We start from the raw sequence: 18,957 nt of genomic DNA on the forward strand, positions 1-18,957 counted from the left end.
ACTATGACCAGCGTGTATGAATCCCTGACGGCCACCCCGCCGGCTTCCCCGTGGATCCTCCAATTCGCCGGCCAGGGCACCCCCTGGCGCGCCGAATTAGATGAGCTGCTCACCTCCGCGCGGCTGCGCGCCGACCTGACCGCGGTGGACGCGGCGGCCGAGGAAATCCTCGCCCCGGTGCTCCCCGAACTCACCGTGATTTCCGCCGGGCGCCTCGACCTGCTGGGCTTGCGCGGCCCCGCCAGCGCCGGGCGCGCCCCCCACACCTCGGTTCCCGGCATCCTGCTCAGCCAGTACGGGGCCTACCGTGACCTGGCCGTGCGCCCCACCGCCACCATCGGGCACTCCCAGGGCGTACTGGCCGCCGCCATGGTGGAATCCAGCGAACCGGCCAGCATTTTCGCCCTCGCCCGCCTCATCGGGGCGGCCGCCTCCAAGATCAGCGGCGAACTCGGGATTACCGCGAGCAAGGACGCCAGCCCCATGCTCTCGGTGCGGGGCGTGGGAGCCCCGTTGCTGCGCCGCCTGGCCGCCAAGGTCCCGGATGCGGATGTGGCCATTATTAACTCGCGGGAAGCCTGCGTGGTATCCGGGCGCCCGGCCGCCCTCACCGCGCTGGTGGCCCTCATCGAACGCGAAGCCGAACGGGAAGCGCGCGCCCGCGCCGATAAACTCACCGGTGGGGAAGCCCTCCACCCGGTGTGTGAATTCCTCAACGTGGGAGCCCCCTTCCACTCCCCGCTCCTCGAACCGGCCGTGGCCCTGGTGGACGCCTGGGCGGCTCGCTGCTCTCTCAACGTGGAACGCAGCGATGAACTGGCCCGCGCCGTGCTCACCGCCAGCCTGGACTGGACCGCGGAATTCGCCGCCGCCCTGGAAGAAGCCGGGCAGGGCGGCACCCCGGCCGGTTTCGTGGTGGACCTGGGCCCGGGCCCGAACCTCAAGACCATCGCCCTGGAAAACCTGGCCGGCACCGGAGTGAGCTACGTGGATGCTTCCACCGCCGCGGCCCGCGATGACCTGGTCACCGGGGTGGCGCGCGTGACCCGCACCCGTGACTGGTCTGAATACGCACCCCAACTGCGCCAGATCAAGGGCCATACCTACCTGGATACCGCTTTCTCGCGGCTGACCGGGCGTAGCCCGATTATGCTCGGCGGGATGACCCCGACCACCGTGGACGGGGAAATCGTGGCGGCCGCTGCTAACGCCGGGTACTGGACCGAGCTCGCCGGGGGCGGGCAGGTCTCCGAAGAAGTCCTGGCTGAGAACCTTTCCACCCTGCGTGAGCACTTGGAACCGGGCCGGGTGGCCCAGTTCAACACCATGTTCCTGGACCGCTACCTGTGGGATCTCCAATTCGGATCTCGCAGGCTCGTTTCCCGCCAGCGCGCTGCCGGGGCACCCCTGGACGGCGTGGTTATTAGCGCCGGCATTCCCGAGAAGGACGAAGCCCTCGAACTCATCGCGCGGCTGCGCGCCGAAGGCTTCCCCTATATTGCTTTCAAGCCCGGCACCGTGGCCCAGATCCGCCAGCTGGTAGAGATCGCCAAGGCCTGCCCGGGAGCCCCGCTTATCGCGCAGGTGGAAGACGGCCACGCCGGTGGGCACCACTCCTGGGAGAACCTGGAAGATCTGCTCATCGCGACGTACGGTCAGATGCGTGAGGCCGGCCTCATTATTACCGTGGGTGGCGGCTTGGGCATTCCCGAGCGGGCGTCGTCGTTCCTCACCGGAACCTGGGCGCAGGCTTACGGTATGCGGCCCATGCCCGTGGACGGCGTGTTCATCGGGACCGCGGCGATGGCCGCGAAGGAAGCGAAAACGAATCCGGACGTCAAGCAGCTTCTCGTTGATACGCCCGGTGTGAGCCCGGACGATAACGGTGGTTGGGTCGCGGCTGGATCCACCCGCGGTGGCATTTGCTCCACCCAGTCCTCCCTGCACGCCGATATTTACAACGTGGAAAACGCGGCCGCCCGTGCCGCGCGCCTCCTCGTGGAAGTGGACGGGGACGCCGAAGCGATTGCCGCGCGCCGCGATGAGATCATCACCGCGATCAACGCCACCGCCAAGCCCTACTTCGGGGATATCGCGCACATGACCTACGCCCAGGTGCTGCGCCGCTATGTGGAACTGACCGTTCCCTGGGCCGACGACACCACCCAAACCCGTTTCTGGGAAATGCTTCAGCGCTTTGAAGCGCGCCTGTGCGAAGCGGAAAGCGGGGAGGTACCCACGCTCTTCCCCACCCAGGCTGATGCCGCCGCCGATCCGCAGGCCGCGCTCGAGCGCTTCCTCGCTGCCTACCCGAGCGCGGAAGAACACACCGTGCTCGCCCAGGATGAGGCGTGGTTCGTGGCTCTGGCGTCCAAGTACCCCAAGCCGGTGCCTTTCGTACCGGTTATTAACGAGCAGGTGCTGCGTTTCTGGGGTTCGGATTCCCTGTGGCAATCCCGTAACCCGCGCTACACCGCGGACCAGGTGCGTATTATTCCCGGACCTACCTCGGTAGCGGCCATCACCAAGGTGGATGAGCCGATTGCCGAGATTCTGGGCCGCTACGAAGAAGATGCCGTGGTCCGGGTGAGTGCGAGCGGGGCGCAGGCCCAGCCGGCCTTCTCCCGCGCGGCACGCGACCGGGAAACCTTCCTGCGGGAAACTCCCTTCATCGTATGGCACGGCCACTTGGCCACCAACCCGGCCCACCTCATTCCGGAAGCGGAAATCCGCGATACTCCGGAGGGCCTGGAAATCTTCGTGCCTCTCGATACCCTCTGGGATGGTACCCAGGCCCACCAGCACGTGGTGCGGCATATGCGCATCCCGCTGCTGCTGCCCGAATCGGTGGCCACCGGCGGGCTGCCCGTGGTGGACGATGCCCGCCTAGAAGGCGCCATGCGCGAGGTCCTCGCCGCGATGTCCGGGGTGGGAACCACGACGCTGGGCGGCACTCCCATCACCGAGCAACCCGACATGATCGACGGCGTGGCCACCCTGACCTTCGCGGTCTCCCCGGAGATCAACACCCTGCACGCGGGGATTACCGCGCCAGCCGGGCGCACTCCGGCGGCCGTACCCTCCGCGCTCCTCGGTTCGTGCTGGCCCACTATCTATTCCGCGATGGGCTCGGGCGAAGCCGATGGTTACCCGATTATCGAAGGGCTGCTCTCCGGCGTGCACCTCGACCACCTCGAAAAGGTGAATGTGCCGGTGGAGGACATCCTGGAGGCCGGGCAGCTCACCGCGCGCTCCTGGGTGGCCTCCGTGGCCGAATCTTCCGCCGGCCGGGTGCTGACCATCCGCACGAATGTTTCGCGCGAAGATGGCACCGTGGTGCTGGAATTCCAGGAACGCTTCGCCATGCGCGGGCGCGCCACCACCACGGATCTGCCTTCGGAGCCGGCCGCCCGCGGGGGAGTGGACGCCGATATTATCGACACCCCGCGCTCGGTGCTGCGCAAGGTTACGGTACAGGCCCCCACCGATATGACGGCTTTTGCCATTGTGTCCGGTGACTTCAACCCGATTCACGTGTCCCGCAACGCTGCGCTAGTGGCGGGAATGGAGGCCCCGCTGGTGCACGGCATGTGGCTGTGCGCCGCCGCTCAGCACGCGGTTGCCGATCCGGTGCCCGGGCGTGCTCCCATGCACATCACCGGGTGGACCTACCGCATGTTCGGCATGGTTAACCTCGGTGACGCGGTGGATATCACCGTGGAGCGCGTGGGCCGGGTGCGCGGGGGCGGGCTTGCCCTCGATGTCACCGCCCGCTGCGGGGATACCGTGGTTTCCCAGGCATCCTGCACCGTGAGCGCCCCGCGTACCGCCTATGTTTACCCGGGGCAGGGGATCCAGGCCCGCGGCATGACCCTCGACGACCGGGCGGCCTCGGCTGCCGTACGCGAGGTGTGGGAACGTGCCGACCGGCATACCCGCTCCGCACTCGGGTTCTCCATCCTCGCCGTGGTGCGCGATAACCCGGTGGAGCTGCGGGTGCGCGATGAGATTTTCCGCCACCCGGAGGGTGTGCTCAACCTCACCCAATTCACCCAGGTGGCGCTCGCGACCGTGGCCTTCGCCCAAACCTCGCGGCTGCGTGAACAGGGTTCACTGGTAAGCGGTGCTTACTTCGCCGGGCATTCCCTGGGCGAATACAATGCCCTCTCCGCGTACTCGCAGGTCTTCAGCCTCGAGGACGTGCTGGAAATCGTGTACCGGCGCGGTACCACCATGCATCATCTCGTGGAACGCGATGAGCAGGGCCGCTCGAATTACCGCATGGGTGCCTTGCGTCCCAACCAATTTGGGGTGGGCGACGACGCCGTGCGCGACTACGTCGCGCAGGTAGCGGCCGCTTCCGGGGAATTCCTCGAGATCGTCAATTACAACCTGGCAGGCGCCCAGTACGCGGTGGCAGGTACCGTGGCGGGCCTGGAAGCCTTGGAAAAGGACGCCAACGAGCGGGCCCGGCAGGCCGGGGGTAAGCGCCCCTTCATGCTGGTTCCGGGTATTGATGTGCCTTTCCACTCCAGCGTGCTGCGCACCGGCGTGGCCGAATTCGGGGACACTCTGCGCGCCATCGTTCCTGCCGATATCAAGCTCGAAATTCTCGAAGGGCGCTACCTGCCGAATCTGGTGGCTCGCCCCTTCGAACTCACGGAAGACTTCTGCGATGCCATTCTTGAGGTGGTTCCCTCCCAGGTGGTGCGCGAGATTCGCGCCGACCTGCCCGCGCGCCTCACGCGCGACCGGGTAGGAACCGCTCGCGAGTTGCTTATCGAGCTACTGGCCTGGCAATTTGCCTCCCCGGTGCGCTGGATTGAAACCCAGGATTACCTCATTGAGGCCGGGGTGGAAGATATCGTGGAAATCGGCCTGGCCGCTTCGCCAACCCTGGCGAATATGGCCACCCGCACCCTCGCGCTGCCCAAGCACGCCCAGCGGCATGTGAGCGTATACAACGTGCAGCGCGATGCCAAGCGGGTTCTGCACGAGGACGTTGCCAGCGCTCCGGTTGCTGAAGAAGGATTCGCGGACGGCACTGCGGCCCCGGCCGCGAACACCGCTGCCGCGGCGAGCGAGGATACCGCTGCGACCTCGGCGCCGGAAGCCACGCCCTCCGCCCCTGCAACTCCGGAAACACCGGCTCCCGCAGCTGCGGCCGCGCCGGCTCCGGCAGCAACCGCGGCGCCGGCGGGCGATGGCCAGCCGGCCGCGGATCTACCCTTCCGAGCCGGGGATGCCCTGCGCGTTTTGCTGGCTTGGTCCACGAAGATCCGCCTGGATCAAATGGGCGATGCCGACTCGGTTGAAACCCTCACCAACGGGGTTTCTTCCAAGCGCAACCAGATCCTCATGGATATGACCGCTGAATTCGACCTGGCCTCCATGGACGGCGCCGCGGAAGCACCGCTGGCTACCCTGGTCTCCCAAGTGGATCAGGCCGCCCACTCCTACAAGCCTTTCGGCAGCGTGCTGCGCGAAGCTATCGCGGACCGCTTGCGCTCGCTCACCGGTGCGGCCGGCGCCAAGCCCGCCCGGGTCGCCCAGCGGGTGCAGGAGACCTGGCAGCTCGGCGAAGGCTGGGTGGCCCACGTGACCGCCACGATCCTTCTGGGTACTCGCGAAGGCAAGTCGGTACGCGGCGACGAATTGGCAACCCTCCCGCTGGCCCCCACCTCGGCCGCCCAGCTCGATGACCTCATCGACGCGGCGGTGCGGGCGGTCGGCGCGGCCCACGGTATCAACGTTGCCCTCCCGAGTACCGGGAGCGGTGCGGGCGGCGTCGTCGATTCCGCTGCCCTGGACGCATATGCCGAACGTATGGACGCGATCCTGGCCGGAACCGCGCGCGACCTGCTCGCGCGCCTCGGGCACAACGAGCGCCCAGAGGCGCCCGCGAGCACCGATGATCTGGCGCTGCGCGAAGCCATGAGCGCGGAACTGGGAAGCGGTTGGGAAGACTTCGTGACCCCGCGCTTCGATCCGGCCCAGGCCGTGCGCCTGTGCGATCGCTGGGCTACCGCCCGCGAGGACGTTGCCAAGATCGCCTTCGGGCATGAGGTAAGCGCCAATTTCACCGGGGTTGGGGAAGAAGTAGCCCGCCAGGCCGAATGGCAGGCGGCTCGCAATCCCGAGCTCGCGGCGCGTTTGACCAAGATCGCCCGTGCGGCCCGCGATACCACCCCCGGCATCTACACCGGGAAGGTCGCGGTGGTCACCGGTATGGCAGAAAACTCCATCGCGGGTGCGGTGGTGGCCGGGTTGCTGGCCGGCGGGGCGACCGTCGTCGCCACCTCCTCGCGTATCTCCACCGCGCGCCTGAACTTCGCCAAAAAGCTCTACCGCGAGAACGCCATCAACGGTGCTGAACTGTGGCTCATTCCCGCCAACCTCGCCTCCTTCCGCGACGTTGACGCGATCACCGCGTGGATCGGTGCCGAACAGCGCGAAACGGTGGGTGCCACCTCGAAGCTCATCAAGCCGGCGCTTATCCCGGATCTCCTGGTGCCCTTCGCGGCGCCGCGGGTGAGCGGCTACCTCAGCGATGCCGGCCCCGAAGCGGAAAACCAGGCCCGAGTGCTGCTGTGGAGCGTGGAACGCCTCATCGGCACCCTCGCGAGCCTCGGAACCGATGCCGCCATTGACCATCGCATGCACGTGATTCTGCCGGGCTCCCCGAATCGGGGATCCTTCGGTGGTGACGGCGCCTACGGCGAAGTCAAGGCCGCGCTGGATGCCGTGGTCAATAAATGGCGCGTGGAGCCCTGGGGGCAGCGCACCACCATCGCGCACGCGAAGATCGGGTGGGTGCGCGGCACCGGCCTCATGGGCGGGAATGATCCGCTGGTGGAAGCCGTGGAAGCCAAGGGCGTGCACACGTGGTCCACGGCGGAAGCCGGGCGCGAATTGCTCACTCTCTTTACGCCTGAATCTGTGGCGGCTGCGCGCACCGCGCCGGTTATTCACGATATGACCGGTGGCTTGGGTGATATTAACCTGCCCGAACTGGCCGCGAGCATCACGCCGCCCGCCCCCGCGCCGACGGCGGAAGCCGCGCCGAGCGTGCGAGCCCTGCCCAGTCCGGTGAGCATCCACCAGCCGACCATGGACCTGGGTGCTTTCGGGAAGGGCACGGCGAAGCCTGAGGACCTCGTGGTTATCGTGGGCTTGGGTGAAACCGGCCCCTGGGGTAGCTCGCGTACCCGGTGGGAAGCCGAATTGGGTATTCAAAGCGACGGCGATGTGGACCTCACCCCGGCCGGGGTGCTTGAGCTGGCCTGGATGATGGGCCTGCTTACCTGGTTTGATACCCCCAAGCCGGGCTGGTACACCCCCGAAGGGGAACTGGTGCCCGAAGAGGATATCTTCGAGCGCTATCGTGATGAGGTTGTGGCACGTTCCGGAATCCGCGCTTTTGTGGACGACGGGCCGCTGGCCGATATCGGAACCACCGATATCGCACCGGTCTACCTGGAGAAGGACGTGACCTTCACGGTGGGCAGCGAAGCGGAAGCTCGCGCCCACGCCGAAGCGGATCCGACCTTCACCAGCTTCTTCGAAGACGACGGCGAATGGCGGGTGACCCGCAAGGCCGGGGCACTGACCTATATGCCGCGCCGCACCACCCTCACCCGCCGCGTTGGCGGGCAGTTCCCCACCGATTTCGATCCGGCCAAGTGGGGGATTCCGGCATCGCTCGTGGAGGGCGCGGACCGGATGGCTATCTACAATCTCATGACGGCGGTGGATGCTTTCCTCTCGGCCGGGTTCTCTCCGGCAGAGCTGCTCGAATACGTCCATCCGGTGGATGTCTCCTCCACGCAGGGCACCGGCTTCGGTGGGATGACCTCCATGCGCCGCCTGTACGTGGATCGCTTCCTGGGTAAGGATTACCCGCAGGATATCCTCCAGGAAACCCTGCCGAATGTTATTGCCGCGCACACCATGCAGGCCTACGTGGGCGGGTACGGTTCCATGATTCACCCCATTGGCGCTTGCGCGACCGCAGCGGTGTCCGTGGAAGAGGGCGTGGATAAGATCGCCACCGGCAAGGCCCAGTTCGTGGTATCCGGTGCGATTGATGACGTGCAGGTGGAGTCCCTTATCGGTTTCGGTGATATGAATGCGACTGCGGATTCTGCCGCGATGGCGAAGAAGGGCATTAATCCGCGCTTCTTCTCCCGCGCTGGCGATCTGCGCCGCGGTGGCTTCGTGGAAGCGTGCGGTGGCGGCACGGTGCTGCTGGCTCGCGGAGACGTGGCCGCCCAGATGGGGCTGCCGGTCTACGGGGTGGTGGCCTACATCCGCTCCTTCGCGGACGGTATCCAAACCTCGATTCCCGCACCTGGCCTGGGAGCATTGGCCGCGGGCATGGGCGGAGAAAACTCCGTACTGGCCACGAACCTGCGCGAGCTCGGCGTGAGTGTGGACGACGTCGCCGTGCTTTCCAAGCACGATACGTCTACCAATGCGAATGATCCGAACGAAGCGGAACTCCATGACCGCCTCTTCACGGCGCTGGGGCGCAGCGAAGGCAATCCGCTCTACGTGGTTTCCCAGAAGACCCTGACCGGGCATTCCAAGGGCGGGGCGGCGCTCTTCCAGATGGCTGGCATCACCCAGATGTTTGCCACCGGGAAGATCCCCGGCAATAAGGCCCTGGACTGCTCCGATCCGGCCTTTGAGGAACGTAGTTACCTAGTGTGGCCGCGTGAAGTCCTCGAGGTGGGAGATATTAAGGCGGCCGTGCTGACCTCGCTCGGTTTCGGCCATGTCTCCGCGCTTATGATGCTCGTGCATCCGGCGGCGTTCGAGGCTGCTATCGCGCGCACCAACGGCGCTAAGGCAGCCCAGCTGTGGCGCGAGAGCGCTGATATGCGCCTGCTGGACGGCGCGCGCCACCTGGTTGCCGGAATGGTCGGCCACGCGCCGCTCTACACCGAAACCTCGGTGGACGAGCGCTTCGCCGGGGATCGCCACGAAGGCGAAGCTGCGCTGCTCCTTGATCCGCGCTATCGCCTGGTGAACGGAAAGTACCAGCTGCGCTAAACCCGAGCGGATCCATCCCATAAGAGCGGGGCGGGGTAGTTCATCACGAACCACTCCGCCCCGTTCTGTGTGTGCGTTGCTTGTGTCTCTGTGCGCGCTTGCTTCTTGGTGGCAGCGGATGTTTCAATACCGTGATGGTGAATCCTGATAGTGAGCCGCGGTATCGCATCGATATTGCAACAGCGCGGAAAATTGCGGTGACGGCGCAGATGCTTGCCCCGGAAGCTCGCAGCGCCGAGCCTTCTATCGCCGATGTTTTCCAGCACCTCGGCTGCGTCCAGATTGATTCGCTACAGGCCGTGCGCAGATCCCAAGAATTGGTTCTGCTCGCCGGCGCACTCGCAGCTCGGCCGCGCGGTGGGGTAGGGCTGGGAACGCAGCAGCCCGGTTAAAACTGCCTGTGAATGGTTGCTGAGCATTGGTGAACTCGCGGTGATCAGCCGAGACGAGAAGTGGCAAAGAATTTACTGCACGCCCGAGCAAGCGGGTTTGCCGGACGCTGAGGTCCTATAAGTCAAACCTCAGGAGTCACACCGGCATCTGCGGGGGCGCTAGGTGTTTTCAGAGCTGTACTTCGTATGTACGACATTCGCAGTACACCCCGGAAAACACATACCGGGCCCGGTCCACCGTGCGACACCGGGCCCGGTTCATGCAGTACTGGACTGGATCCGAGCTAACGGCATACCGTTATGAGCCCCCGTTTACCAGCCGTAATTATCCTTGGAGAAATCCACCGTGATCGCCCCGTCCTTCACTTCGAAGCGCAGGGTGCGGTTCACCCAGATATTGACCGGCCACTCCGATTCTTTCCAGGGATCCTTCTCGCTGTAGCGCTGCTTGTAATTAATAATAGCCTTGCCCTTGACCTTGGCGGTGCCCACGTATGCGCCATTCTCGTAGCGCAGGCTGGTGGCTTCCACCTCAACCTTGGGCTCTTCCTTCCACGAGCGTCGAATCTCCGTCACGGCTTGGAAAAGAGGATCGCTCATATTCAATTCGGGGCAGTCTTTCACCTCGAAGGTATCGGCGGGCATGCACGCCTCGTAGCGGGAATTGACCTGCTTTTGGATTTCCGCGGTTACCTCGGGGGTGAAGCTCGGTTCAATGGATGCCGAGGAACCCGGGCCAATAACCGGAACGGATACACTCTCCGTCTCCCCGAAACTCACGAAGGTATCACCGCCCTGGGCACCCACCGTGTAGGTCCCCGGGAAAGCGGGGAGTGAGTAGTACTCGCTGGCGCGCTCGCCCTTCGTGGCCAGGTCCACCGTGGTCGAAAGATCGACGTCGACCCCATTAATAGTCACGCGCGGCGTGGCGGAACGTAGCTCCACGGTCCCCAGTGGCGCATCGGTCACTTGCCATTCGGAGAAGAACAGGAATTTCTTGCCGCGCTCGCTGAGCGTCAGGTCAACCGGATATTTCTTCATATCGATGGTGAATTCGGCGTTCACGTGCACGGTATTTTTCCCGCCCGGCTGCGATTGTTTAAAGGCGGAGATTACCTCAAAATCGGTGGGCCGATTCGTGGCCTTGCTATAAATCTCATCGCTGAGGAATAGGCGCTCCCCGGAACGCACATTCGGGTCGTATACCTCGAGCGCTGCGCTAGCCTTCCCTTCCACAATCGCGGAGAGATATGCCTCGGCAGTTTTCTCTGGAGCGAATTTACTGGCCGCTACCTTAAAACTAATAACGCCTGCCACGACGAGCACGAGCAGAACCACCAGGCTGATCCACAATTTCTTATGTGATTTCTTCTGGTGTGGCACCGCGGGCATCGCAGTGGCCGGGTACATTCCTCCCTGCGCCCAAGGTCCTGCCGCGGGACTCGGCGCGGTGCCGTAGCCACTCGGAGGTGCGTAGCTCTGCGGCGGGGTGCCGTAGTCCGAGTGCGGCACATAACCGGGAGCGGGTGCGTAGTCAGGAGCCGGTATCGCATCCGGGGCAGCCCCGGCACTGGTCGCACTCGGAATCTCCTCGAGCATTCGCGGAAGTGCGATGCGGGTGGGCGCACCCGCATCAGCCTCGGTGGTGAGCCATGCTTCAGGCTCGCTTGGGGGCAGGGGCGACGGCGCCGCTGGCGCGGGCGAATCACCCGCCGGGGTCTCAGCAGAGAATGCGGCCTCAGGATCGGGCTGCGGGGGAGGCACCGGGACCGCGAGCGGATGCGCCGGAGTAGCCTCGGGCCGCGCTGCCGGCACCTCCTCGACGGGCGGAATCGTCCGGGTCAGCTCCGCTTCCTCAGGGCTCGGCGCGGAGGGCGGCGGAGGCGGAGGCGGGGGCACCGGCGTGGACGGTGGGAACTGGTCAGGTCCGTTAGTCATAGAAAGTCCTTCCTCACAGATGGAGTACGGTGACGTGGAAGGTGGAACTCGCGTGATGAGCCCCGCCGTCGTACCTGTAGAGTTTTTCATAAACTCCACGTATCCAGGGTAGCTGGGATACAGTTGCTACAGGAGAAAACTCCGTATATTAACCATAGAAACTATTAGTAGCTACACGGGTTTTCGTCCGCGTTGTCACGGAACGAAAATTCTATGGGAGAAAGTAGAACGGCTATGATGTACGATCCGCGCACGATGACCCTTGAAAACTTGGGAGACCCGCAGATTACCGCGCGGGATCTTGCCGATGTCGCGGCCCAGCGTCCCGACCTCTGGGATGCTATCGCGGTGCACCCGCAGTGCTATCCGGCACTGGTCTCCTGGATTCGCGAGCGCCAGGCCGAAGCTCAGGGCCAGCAGGCCCCGGCGCATGCCGCGCAGCCCCTCACTGCCGAACAGTGGCAAGCTCGTTTCCAGCTGGATAACGGGCGTGAACCCACGTTACGGGAATACCAGGAGGCCGTGGCGCAGGGCGCCGTGGCCGGGCCGGGTGTTCCCGATAATTCCGTGGGGGATATGAAAGAGGGCCTCAAGCAATTCGCCACCGGCGCCAAGGAATTTGTTAGTAACCGGGTGGCGCCGGCTGTCGCCCAGCAGGCCGGTGCGGTGCGCCAGAGCTTCGCGACTGCTTCCGCGGCGGGCGGCATTAACTGGCGCACGATTGTGCCGGCCGTGCTCATTGGTGCTCAGGTGCTTGCGATGCTCAGCGTATTCCTGCCTTTTGCTTCCAGCTTTGGGTTTTCTGTCAGCATGATGTCGGGCGATTCCGGAGTGGGTGCCACCGTTCTTTTCTGCTACTTCATCGCGGCTGTTTTCTCCACGCTTGCTCTTGTGATCAAGAAGAAATGGACGATGGCTACCGCCGGCGGGGTGGGTTTGCTTTTCGGAATTCTGCTGTTCATCGGGAGCATGGACGCACTGTCGAAGCTCTCCCATTTCTCTGAAGTTGCCAGCGTTGGTTTCGGCTTCATCCTCTTTATCCTCGCCACCATCGTGAATATTGCCTTCTCCATCTGGGCTATCGTACTGGTGGTCAAAAAGCAGCAATAACGAGGAAAGCTTGCGCATAGCAAGAAAAAGTAAAATCATAAAAGTGGGGCGGACAGTATTAAAATGTCCGCCCCACTTGTGTATGGGGAGCGCTAAATCATCTCTACTTCTTGGCGCCGCACCCGCGCCCCGCACAGGGCGTAGTAGGCCACGAAGCCGATGATGAGGGCCAGGATCACTCCAATATTGCCCGAACCGAGGGGTCCGTCCACCCCGCCAATGAGGGGGAGGAGGTAGCCCTGCCAATCATTGAAGGGCGCATCAGAGAAGCCGTTGACTACCAAACCCCAGCCGATCACACAGCACACCGCCAAGATGGCCAGGGAGGTCACGTTGTACTTGCCGTACCGGCCGGTGGGGGAGAAGAGTGCGGCGTCGTCGTAATCACGCTTACGCAAAGTAATATCCGCCATCATGATGCCGGTCCACGCGGCAAGCGGTACCCCCAAGGTAACCAGGAAGGACTGGAAGGGGCCGATAAACGTGGGCGAGAAGAAGGTGACGTATACGGTTCCCACGGTGAGAATGACACCGTCGATAAGGGAGGCGAGCGGCCGCGGAATCCGAATACCTAGGGTCAGGAGCGTGAGCCCTGAAGAATAAATACCGTTAATCGCGCCCGACAGCAGCGAAAGAATTGCGGTGAGGAGGAAGGGGAGAAGGAACCAGGTGGGCAGGATGGTGGCCAGCGCCCCGACCGGGTCAGAGCCGATGGCTTCGGAGAGGGCGTCATCTGAACCAGCCAGCATGAGGCCGAAACTAATGAGCACCACCGGGCCGAGGGAACCGCCCAGGGTATTCCAGAAAATAATGTGGCTTCCGCGCGCCTCCCGGCTCTGGTAGCGCGACCAATCCGCCGCGATATTCACCCAGCCCAGGCCCATGCCGGTGAGTACCATGACGAAAGCTCCGAGCATGGCCGCCACTGAGCCGGAAGAGTGGGAGAAGAGCGCGCCGGCGTCGAGATGCGGGAAAACTAAAATAATATAGATAATGGTGGTGATGCCGGTGATCCACGTGAGAACCGCCTGCATTTTCATAATAATGTGGTAGCCGGCCACCGCGCCCAAAACGATGAGGGTGGCAACAATTGCTGCCGCTACCACTTTGACCGTGGTGGAATCTTCCCCGGCCCACCCCAGCCGCGCGAGCACCGTATTGGTGGCCAGAACTGCGGTAATGGCCAGCGAAGTTTCCCAGCCGATGGAGGTCAGCCAGGAAATAATGCCCGGAATTTTTGCGCCGCTGACCCCGAAAGCTGCCCGGGACATGACCATCGTAGGCACCGAGCCGCGTTTGCCGCCCAGCGCGATGACCCCGCAAATAGCAAAGGAAAGAATCACGGCGATGACCGTGATAACCAGCGCCTGCGGGAAAGAAATACCAAATCCAAGCACCCACGCCCCGTAACTCATCCCAAAAACGGAGATATTCGAGGCGAACCACGGCAGGAAAAGATGCCGGGGTTTCGCGGTGCGCTCACTATCGTCGACTATTTCGATACCGGTTGTCTCTATCGATGCCATAGGTACTATCTTTCTCCAGCTCAGCGGCGAATGGAAGAGGGAAAGCGAAAGTCGGGAAGAGCAGACAAGAACCGGTGGTCTCGTTTACCATAAAAGGGAAAGTTACGTGTGAGCGAAAGTCACAGGGAACGACGGCGCCGCTTTGGTCTGGAGCTGGCCAAAGTGATACGTTACCGGGAAGGAGCACGCGGTGATCGCGGGAATTGGAACCGATACCGTCGCCATCGATGCCTTCGCTCAGCAGCTGGATCTACCCGGCTCCCGCTTCCGCAACGTTTTTACCGCGCGGGAAATGCGCTACGCGATTCGCCGGGCCCAACGCCACACCCGCACTGAGGCCGCCGGAGCTTTCGCCACCCCGGCCGCTGAAGATGCCGGCTTTGAAACTGTTATTCCGGCCGCGGAGCTCGCCCCCCACCTGGCGGCGCGGTGGGCGGCCAAAGAGGCCTTTATTAAAGCGTGGTCGGCAGCGTTGTACGGTTCCCAACCGGTACTACCCGAGGGACATTGGGACGCTATCGAAGTCACCAACGACCGCTGGGGGCGCCCGGCGATTATCCTCGGGGCGCCGATAGCCGGGGCGGTTCATAAAACCCTGGGGAGCGTGAATATTCACGTGTCGATGAGTCACGATGGGAACGTGGCTAGCGCCGTCGTTCTTATTGAATACCAGAACAATAATGCGGCGCACCGGGCCGCACCCACCCGGTAAACCGCGCCCTAAACCGCACTACACCCCGAACCGGCCGCCGCTACACCCCGAACCGGCCGGAAATAGACCCGTGGCTCACGCTCTGAGAAGCGGTAGCGCACTACCGTTGGCGTACACTACCGTGTGCCGGTACGAACGAAGCACTGAGGCGGTGGCGCGGCCACCGCGGGGAGCGGGCCCGCCCACAGGGGCGCCGCGATGAAGGAGCTGAGATAACGTGGCACCAGAGCACGCTGGACAACCTGGGCGAGCTACGCAAGCTGGGCAGGCTGAGCGATCCGAGCAGCCGCAACAATCCGCCGAGCCGCAGCTGCAGCGCGGCCTGCACGCCCGCCACCTCACCATGATCGCGGTGGGCGGGGCGATTGGCACCGGGCTTTTCGTGGCCTCGGGAGAAACAATCAGTCAGGCCGGCCCGGGCGGAGCGCTGGTGGCCTACGGGCTTATCGGCATGATGGTCTACCTCCTCATGCAATCCTTGGGGGAAATGGCGGCCTACCTGCCGGTGGCCGGCTCCTTCGAAGAATACGGACGGCGTTTCGTTTCGCCTTCTTTCGGTTTCGCTACCGGCTGGAACTACTGGTACAACTGGGCGATCACCGTGGCCGCCGAGCTGTCCGCCGCGGCGCTCGTCATGAAGTACTGGTATCCGGATACGCCCGGCTGGGTGTGGTCCGCGGTCTTTTTGGCCCTCCTCATTTTGCTCAACGCGCTTTCGGTGCGCACCTACGGCGAAGGTGAATTCTGGTTCGCTCTCATCAAAGTGGTGACGGTTCTCGCCTTTATTGCGGTGGGGCTCCTCATGATCGTCGGTGTTTTCGGTGCCAGCCCGGGACTGGTTCATTGGACGGAAGGTGAGGCACCGTTCGTCAATGGCGGCGCGGGAATCCTCGCGGTCTTCATGGTGGCCGGTTTCTCCTTCCAGGGCACTGAAATGGTGGGGATCGCCGCGGGGGAGGCCCGCGACCCCGCCACCACCGTCCCGCGCGCCACTCGCACAATTTTCTGGCGCATCCTCATCTTCTACATCGGCGCCATCGTGGTGGTGGGCACCCTGGTGGCCTACAGCGATCCGAACCTGCTGCGCACCGATATTTCCGATATTGCGGTCTCGCCTTTCACTCTGGTGTTTGAGCGCGCCGGGGTAGCTTTCGCGGCCGCCGTCATGAACGCCGTTATTCTCACCGCGGTGCTCTCCGCTGGTAATTCCGGACTTTATGTGTCCACCCGCATGCTTTTCGCCCTCGCCGAGCAGGGCAGCGCCCCGAAATTCCTGGCGCGCCTGACCCGCCGCGGCGTCCCGCTCAACGCCATGATCATCACGATTCTGGTGGCCACCGCCTGCTTCATCTCCTCCTTTATGGGCGATGGCAAAGCCTACGCCTGGCTCGTCAATGCTTCCGGACTGGCCGGTTTTATCACGTGGATGGGTATCGCGTGGAGCCATTACAATTTCCGGCGCGCTTTTATCGCTCAGGGCCGTAGCCTTGACGAACTCCCCTTCAAGGCGCGGTTCTACCCGGCCGGTCCCATCGTGGCGCTGGTGATGTGCGCGGTGGTCATCGTGGGGCAGAGCTACCTCATTATTACCTCCGGCGGTGGCGCCCTCGATCTGCTCTCTTCCTATATCGGATTGCCGTTGTTCTTTGGCCTGTGGTGGGGCCACAAACTCATCACGAAGAGCCCCGCCGCGGATCTCTCCCGCGCAGACCTGAGCGCCCCCAAGATTTCCTGAGCGGCGCGTTGTTCCGTGCGGCGCGGTGTTTCTGCGCGGAGCGGCTGCATTTTCTACGAGCCTGTGTACGACGACGCCGCAACGGCCCGCGTGGTCCGGAAAGCTGCGCCACAATTTTTGTGTCGTAACCCCGCGGTAGACTGTCGACCTAACAGCGAAGGTGTGGAGGAGAGACATGAGTACACCACTGGATGAACCTTTAGCCGTGGCGGACCCGGAAGTTGCCGCGATTCTCACCGGGGAATTGCGCCGCCAGCAAGAAGGCTTGGAAATGATCGCTTCGGAAAACTTTGTTTCCCGCGCGGTTTTGCAAGCTCAAGGCTCTGTTCTCACCAATAAGTACGCGGAAGGTTATCCCGGGCGGCGCTATTACGGGGGCTGCGAATGGGTGGATAAGGCCGAAACCCTCGCCATAGAGCGGGCAAAAAGCCTCTTCGGGGCGGATTACGCGAACGTGCAACCGCATTCGGGTGCCTCAGCGAATGCCGCTGTCTACCACGCGATGGTGAAACCGGGGGCGAAAGTACTGGGTATGGCCCTTGATCAGGGCGGGCATCTTACCCACGGCATGAAACTTAATTTCTCCGGGCGCAATTACGATGTGGCTGCCTACCACGTCAACCCGGAAACCTATCTTCTCGATATGGATGAGGTGCGTGAAACCGCCCTGCGCGAACGCCCCGCCATGATTATCGCCGGGTGGTCCGCCTATCCGCGGCATGTGGATTTCGCGGCCTTCCGTTCCATTGCCGATGAAGTCGGTGCCGTGTTGTGGACTGATATGGCCCATTTCGCCGGCCTGGTAGCCGCCGGGCTGCACCCCAACCCCCTCCCGTACTCGGATGTGGTCACCACCACCATCCATAAAACCCTAGGTGGGCCTCGCTCGGGGATGATCCTTTCCGCGCGCGGGGAGGAATACGGCAAGAAGCTTAATTCCGCGGTATTCCCGGGCAACCAGGGAGGCCCGCTCATGCACGTGGTCGCCGCGAAAGCGGTGGCTCTCGGGTACGCGGCCACGGCAGAATTCCGCGAGCGCCAACTCCGCACCCTGGAAGGGGCCCAGATTCTGGCCGCGCGGCTCACGGAAGCTGATGTGGCTCAGGCCGGAATCTCGATTATTTCCGGGGGCACGGATGTCCACCTGGTCCTTGTGGATCTGCGCAATGCCGCGATCAACGGTCGGGAAGGGGAGGACCTGCTCGGTAGTATCGGTATTACCGTCAACCGCAACGGGGTTCCCTATGACCCCCGCCCGCCGTTCGTCACCTCCGGGCTGCGCATCGGCACCCCGGCGCTGGCCACCCGCGGCTTCGGCCCGGAAGAATTCACGGAAGTTGCCGATATTATCGCCCGCGCCCTCATCGGGGGCCACGCGGCACCGGTCGAAGAACTGCGCACTCGGGTACGCGCGCTCACGGACCGCTTCCCGCTCTACGCTGGTCTGGACCAGGTTGGCGCCACCCGGAGCGGGGAAGGTCAGTAATGGCAGCACAACTTCTGGACGGGCGCGCCGTCGCCGCCACTATCAAAGATGAACTGCGGGTGCGGGTGGATGCCCTGCGCGCCCGCGGCTACACTCCCGGGCTCGGAACGGTGCTGGTGGGCGATGATCCGGCGTCCGCGGCGTATGTACGCGGTAAGCACCGTGATTGCGCGGAGGTAGGTATCGCTTCTCTGCAAGTAGAGCTGCCGGCTAGCGCGAGCGCGGCAGAAGTTGCCGCTGCGCTGCATGAGCTCAATGCCAACCCGGCCTGCACCGGATATATTCTCCAACTCCCGCTTCCCGCCGGGATGCCCGAATCCCGCCTCATCGAAGCAATCGCTCCGGATAAGGATGCTGATGGCCTTCACCCGGTTAACCTCGGGCGTCTGGTGGCAGGCGTGAGCGGGCAGCTCACCTCCCCGCTGCCCTGCACCCCGGCCGGCATAGTGGAGCTGATCGAACGCCACGGGCTCAATCTTGCGGGAAAACACGTAGTGGTCCTCGGGCGCGGCATCACGGTGGGGCGAACCATTGGCCTTCTCCTTACCCGGAAGAACATTAACGCCACCGTGACGCTCTGCCATACCGGCACTCCGAATATTCCCGAGCTATGCCGGCACGCGGATGTCATTATCGCCGCGGTAGGCCAGGCTGGTTTCGTTCGTTCGGAATGGGTGGCGCCCGGCGCCGTTGTTGTTGATGTGGGGGTAACCCGGGAGCGCACCGCGGAAGGCACATGGCGCACCCTTGGGGATGTAGACCCGGGCGTGCGTGAACACTCAGCCTGGATATCACCGAATCCTGGCGGGGTCGGCCCGATGACTCGGGTGATGCTGCTCAGCAACGTTGTCGATATGGCTGAACGCTACCTGGCGGAACAACACGGCACGGCTGGTGAATACGCGGCGGTCCCGTGTGCCGCAGAACAGCAGATCCCAGCAGGATCGCCCGCGGCAGCACATATCCTCCCGGAGCATTCCGGGACTGGACACGAAAGGGAATGA

General features: G+C 63.7%; 9 protein-coding genes. 7 read left to right on the forward strand and 2 right to left on the reverse strand.

Annotated features, from left to right (window positions below; all coding sequences use genetic code 11):
- Nucleotides 1–3 precede the first annotated feature (3 nt).
- Together AC5RK6_RS02560 and AC5RK6_RS02565 are read left to right on the forward strand one after the other, a co-directional pair.
- Entirely contained in the window at nt 4–9,054 is a 9,051-nt protein-coding gene (locus AC5RK6_RS02560; protein WP_320758006.1) for a polyketide synthase, read from the forward strand.
- 134 nt (nt 9,055–9,188) lie between these two features.
- Nucleotides 9,189–9,446, forward strand: a complete 258-nt coding sequence (locus AC5RK6_RS02565) for a hypothetical protein (protein ID WP_320758007.1) — start codon at nt 9,189–9,191, stop codon at nt 9,444–9,446.
- A gap of 312 nt (nt 9,447–9,758) precedes the next feature.
- Here AC5RK6_RS02565 and AC5RK6_RS02570 read toward each other — a convergent pair whose 3' ends face one another.
- A complete protein-coding gene (locus tag AC5RK6_RS02570) occupies nt 9,759–11,384 on the reverse strand; it encodes a zinc ribbon domain-containing protein (RefSeq protein WP_435730690.1) in 1,626 nt (541 codons plus the stop codon).
- Nucleotides 11,385–11,618: 234 nt separating this feature from the next.
- Here AC5RK6_RS02570 and AC5RK6_RS02575 point away from each other — a divergent pair, with 234 nt between their 5' ends.
- Nucleotides 11,619–12,494 (forward strand): variant leucine-rich repeat-containing protein, encoded by an 876-nt coding sequence (locus AC5RK6_RS02575; protein ID WP_320758166.1) that lies wholly within the window; start codon nt 11,619–11,621, stop codon nt 12,492–12,494.
- Between the two features lie 92 nt (nt 12,495–12,586).
- On the opposite strand, the gene AC5RK6_RS02580 is transcribed toward AC5RK6_RS02575, so the two are convergent.
- The gene (locus AC5RK6_RS02580; RefSeq protein ID WP_016443002.1) at nt 12,587–14,020 is read right to left on the reverse strand and encodes a purine-cytosine permease family protein; all 1,434 of its coding nucleotides are present in this window, start codon (nt 14,018–14,020) and stop codon (nt 12,587–12,589) included.
- Between the two features lie 190 nt (nt 14,021–14,210).
- Here AC5RK6_RS02580 and AC5RK6_RS02585 point away from each other — a divergent pair, with 190 nt between their 5' ends.
- The 4 genes from AC5RK6_RS02585 (at nt 14,211) to AC5RK6_RS02600 (ending at nt 18,957) form a co-directional block, all read left to right on the forward strand.
- A complete protein-coding gene (locus tag AC5RK6_RS02585) occupies nt 14,211–14,732 on the forward strand; it encodes a holo-ACP synthase (RefSeq protein ID WP_320758167.1) in 522 nt (173 codons plus the stop codon).
- Between the two features lie 217 nt (nt 14,733–14,949).
- Nucleotides 14,950–16,467: an amino acid permease gene (locus AC5RK6_RS02590; protein WP_435730692.1), complete on the forward strand. Its 1,518-nt coding sequence runs from the start codon at nt 14,950–14,952 to the stop codon at nt 16,465–16,467.
- Nucleotides 16,468–16,642: 175 nt separating this feature from the next.
- Nucleotides 16,643–17,953, forward strand: a complete 1,311-nt coding sequence (glyA, locus tag AC5RK6_RS02595) for a serine hydroxymethyltransferase (protein WP_320758168.1) — start codon at nt 16,643–16,645, stop codon at nt 17,951–17,953.
- A complete protein-coding gene (locus tag AC5RK6_RS02600; RefSeq protein ID WP_320758169.1) occupies nt 17,953–18,957 on the forward strand; it encodes a bifunctional methylenetetrahydrofolate dehydrogenase/methenyltetrahydrofolate cyclohydrolase in 1,005 nt (334 codons plus the stop codon). Before glyA ends, AC5RK6_RS02600 begins: the two co-directional genes overlap by 1 nt.

It is taken from the genome of Actinotignum sp. usb-actsch-213, assembly GCF_059085665.1.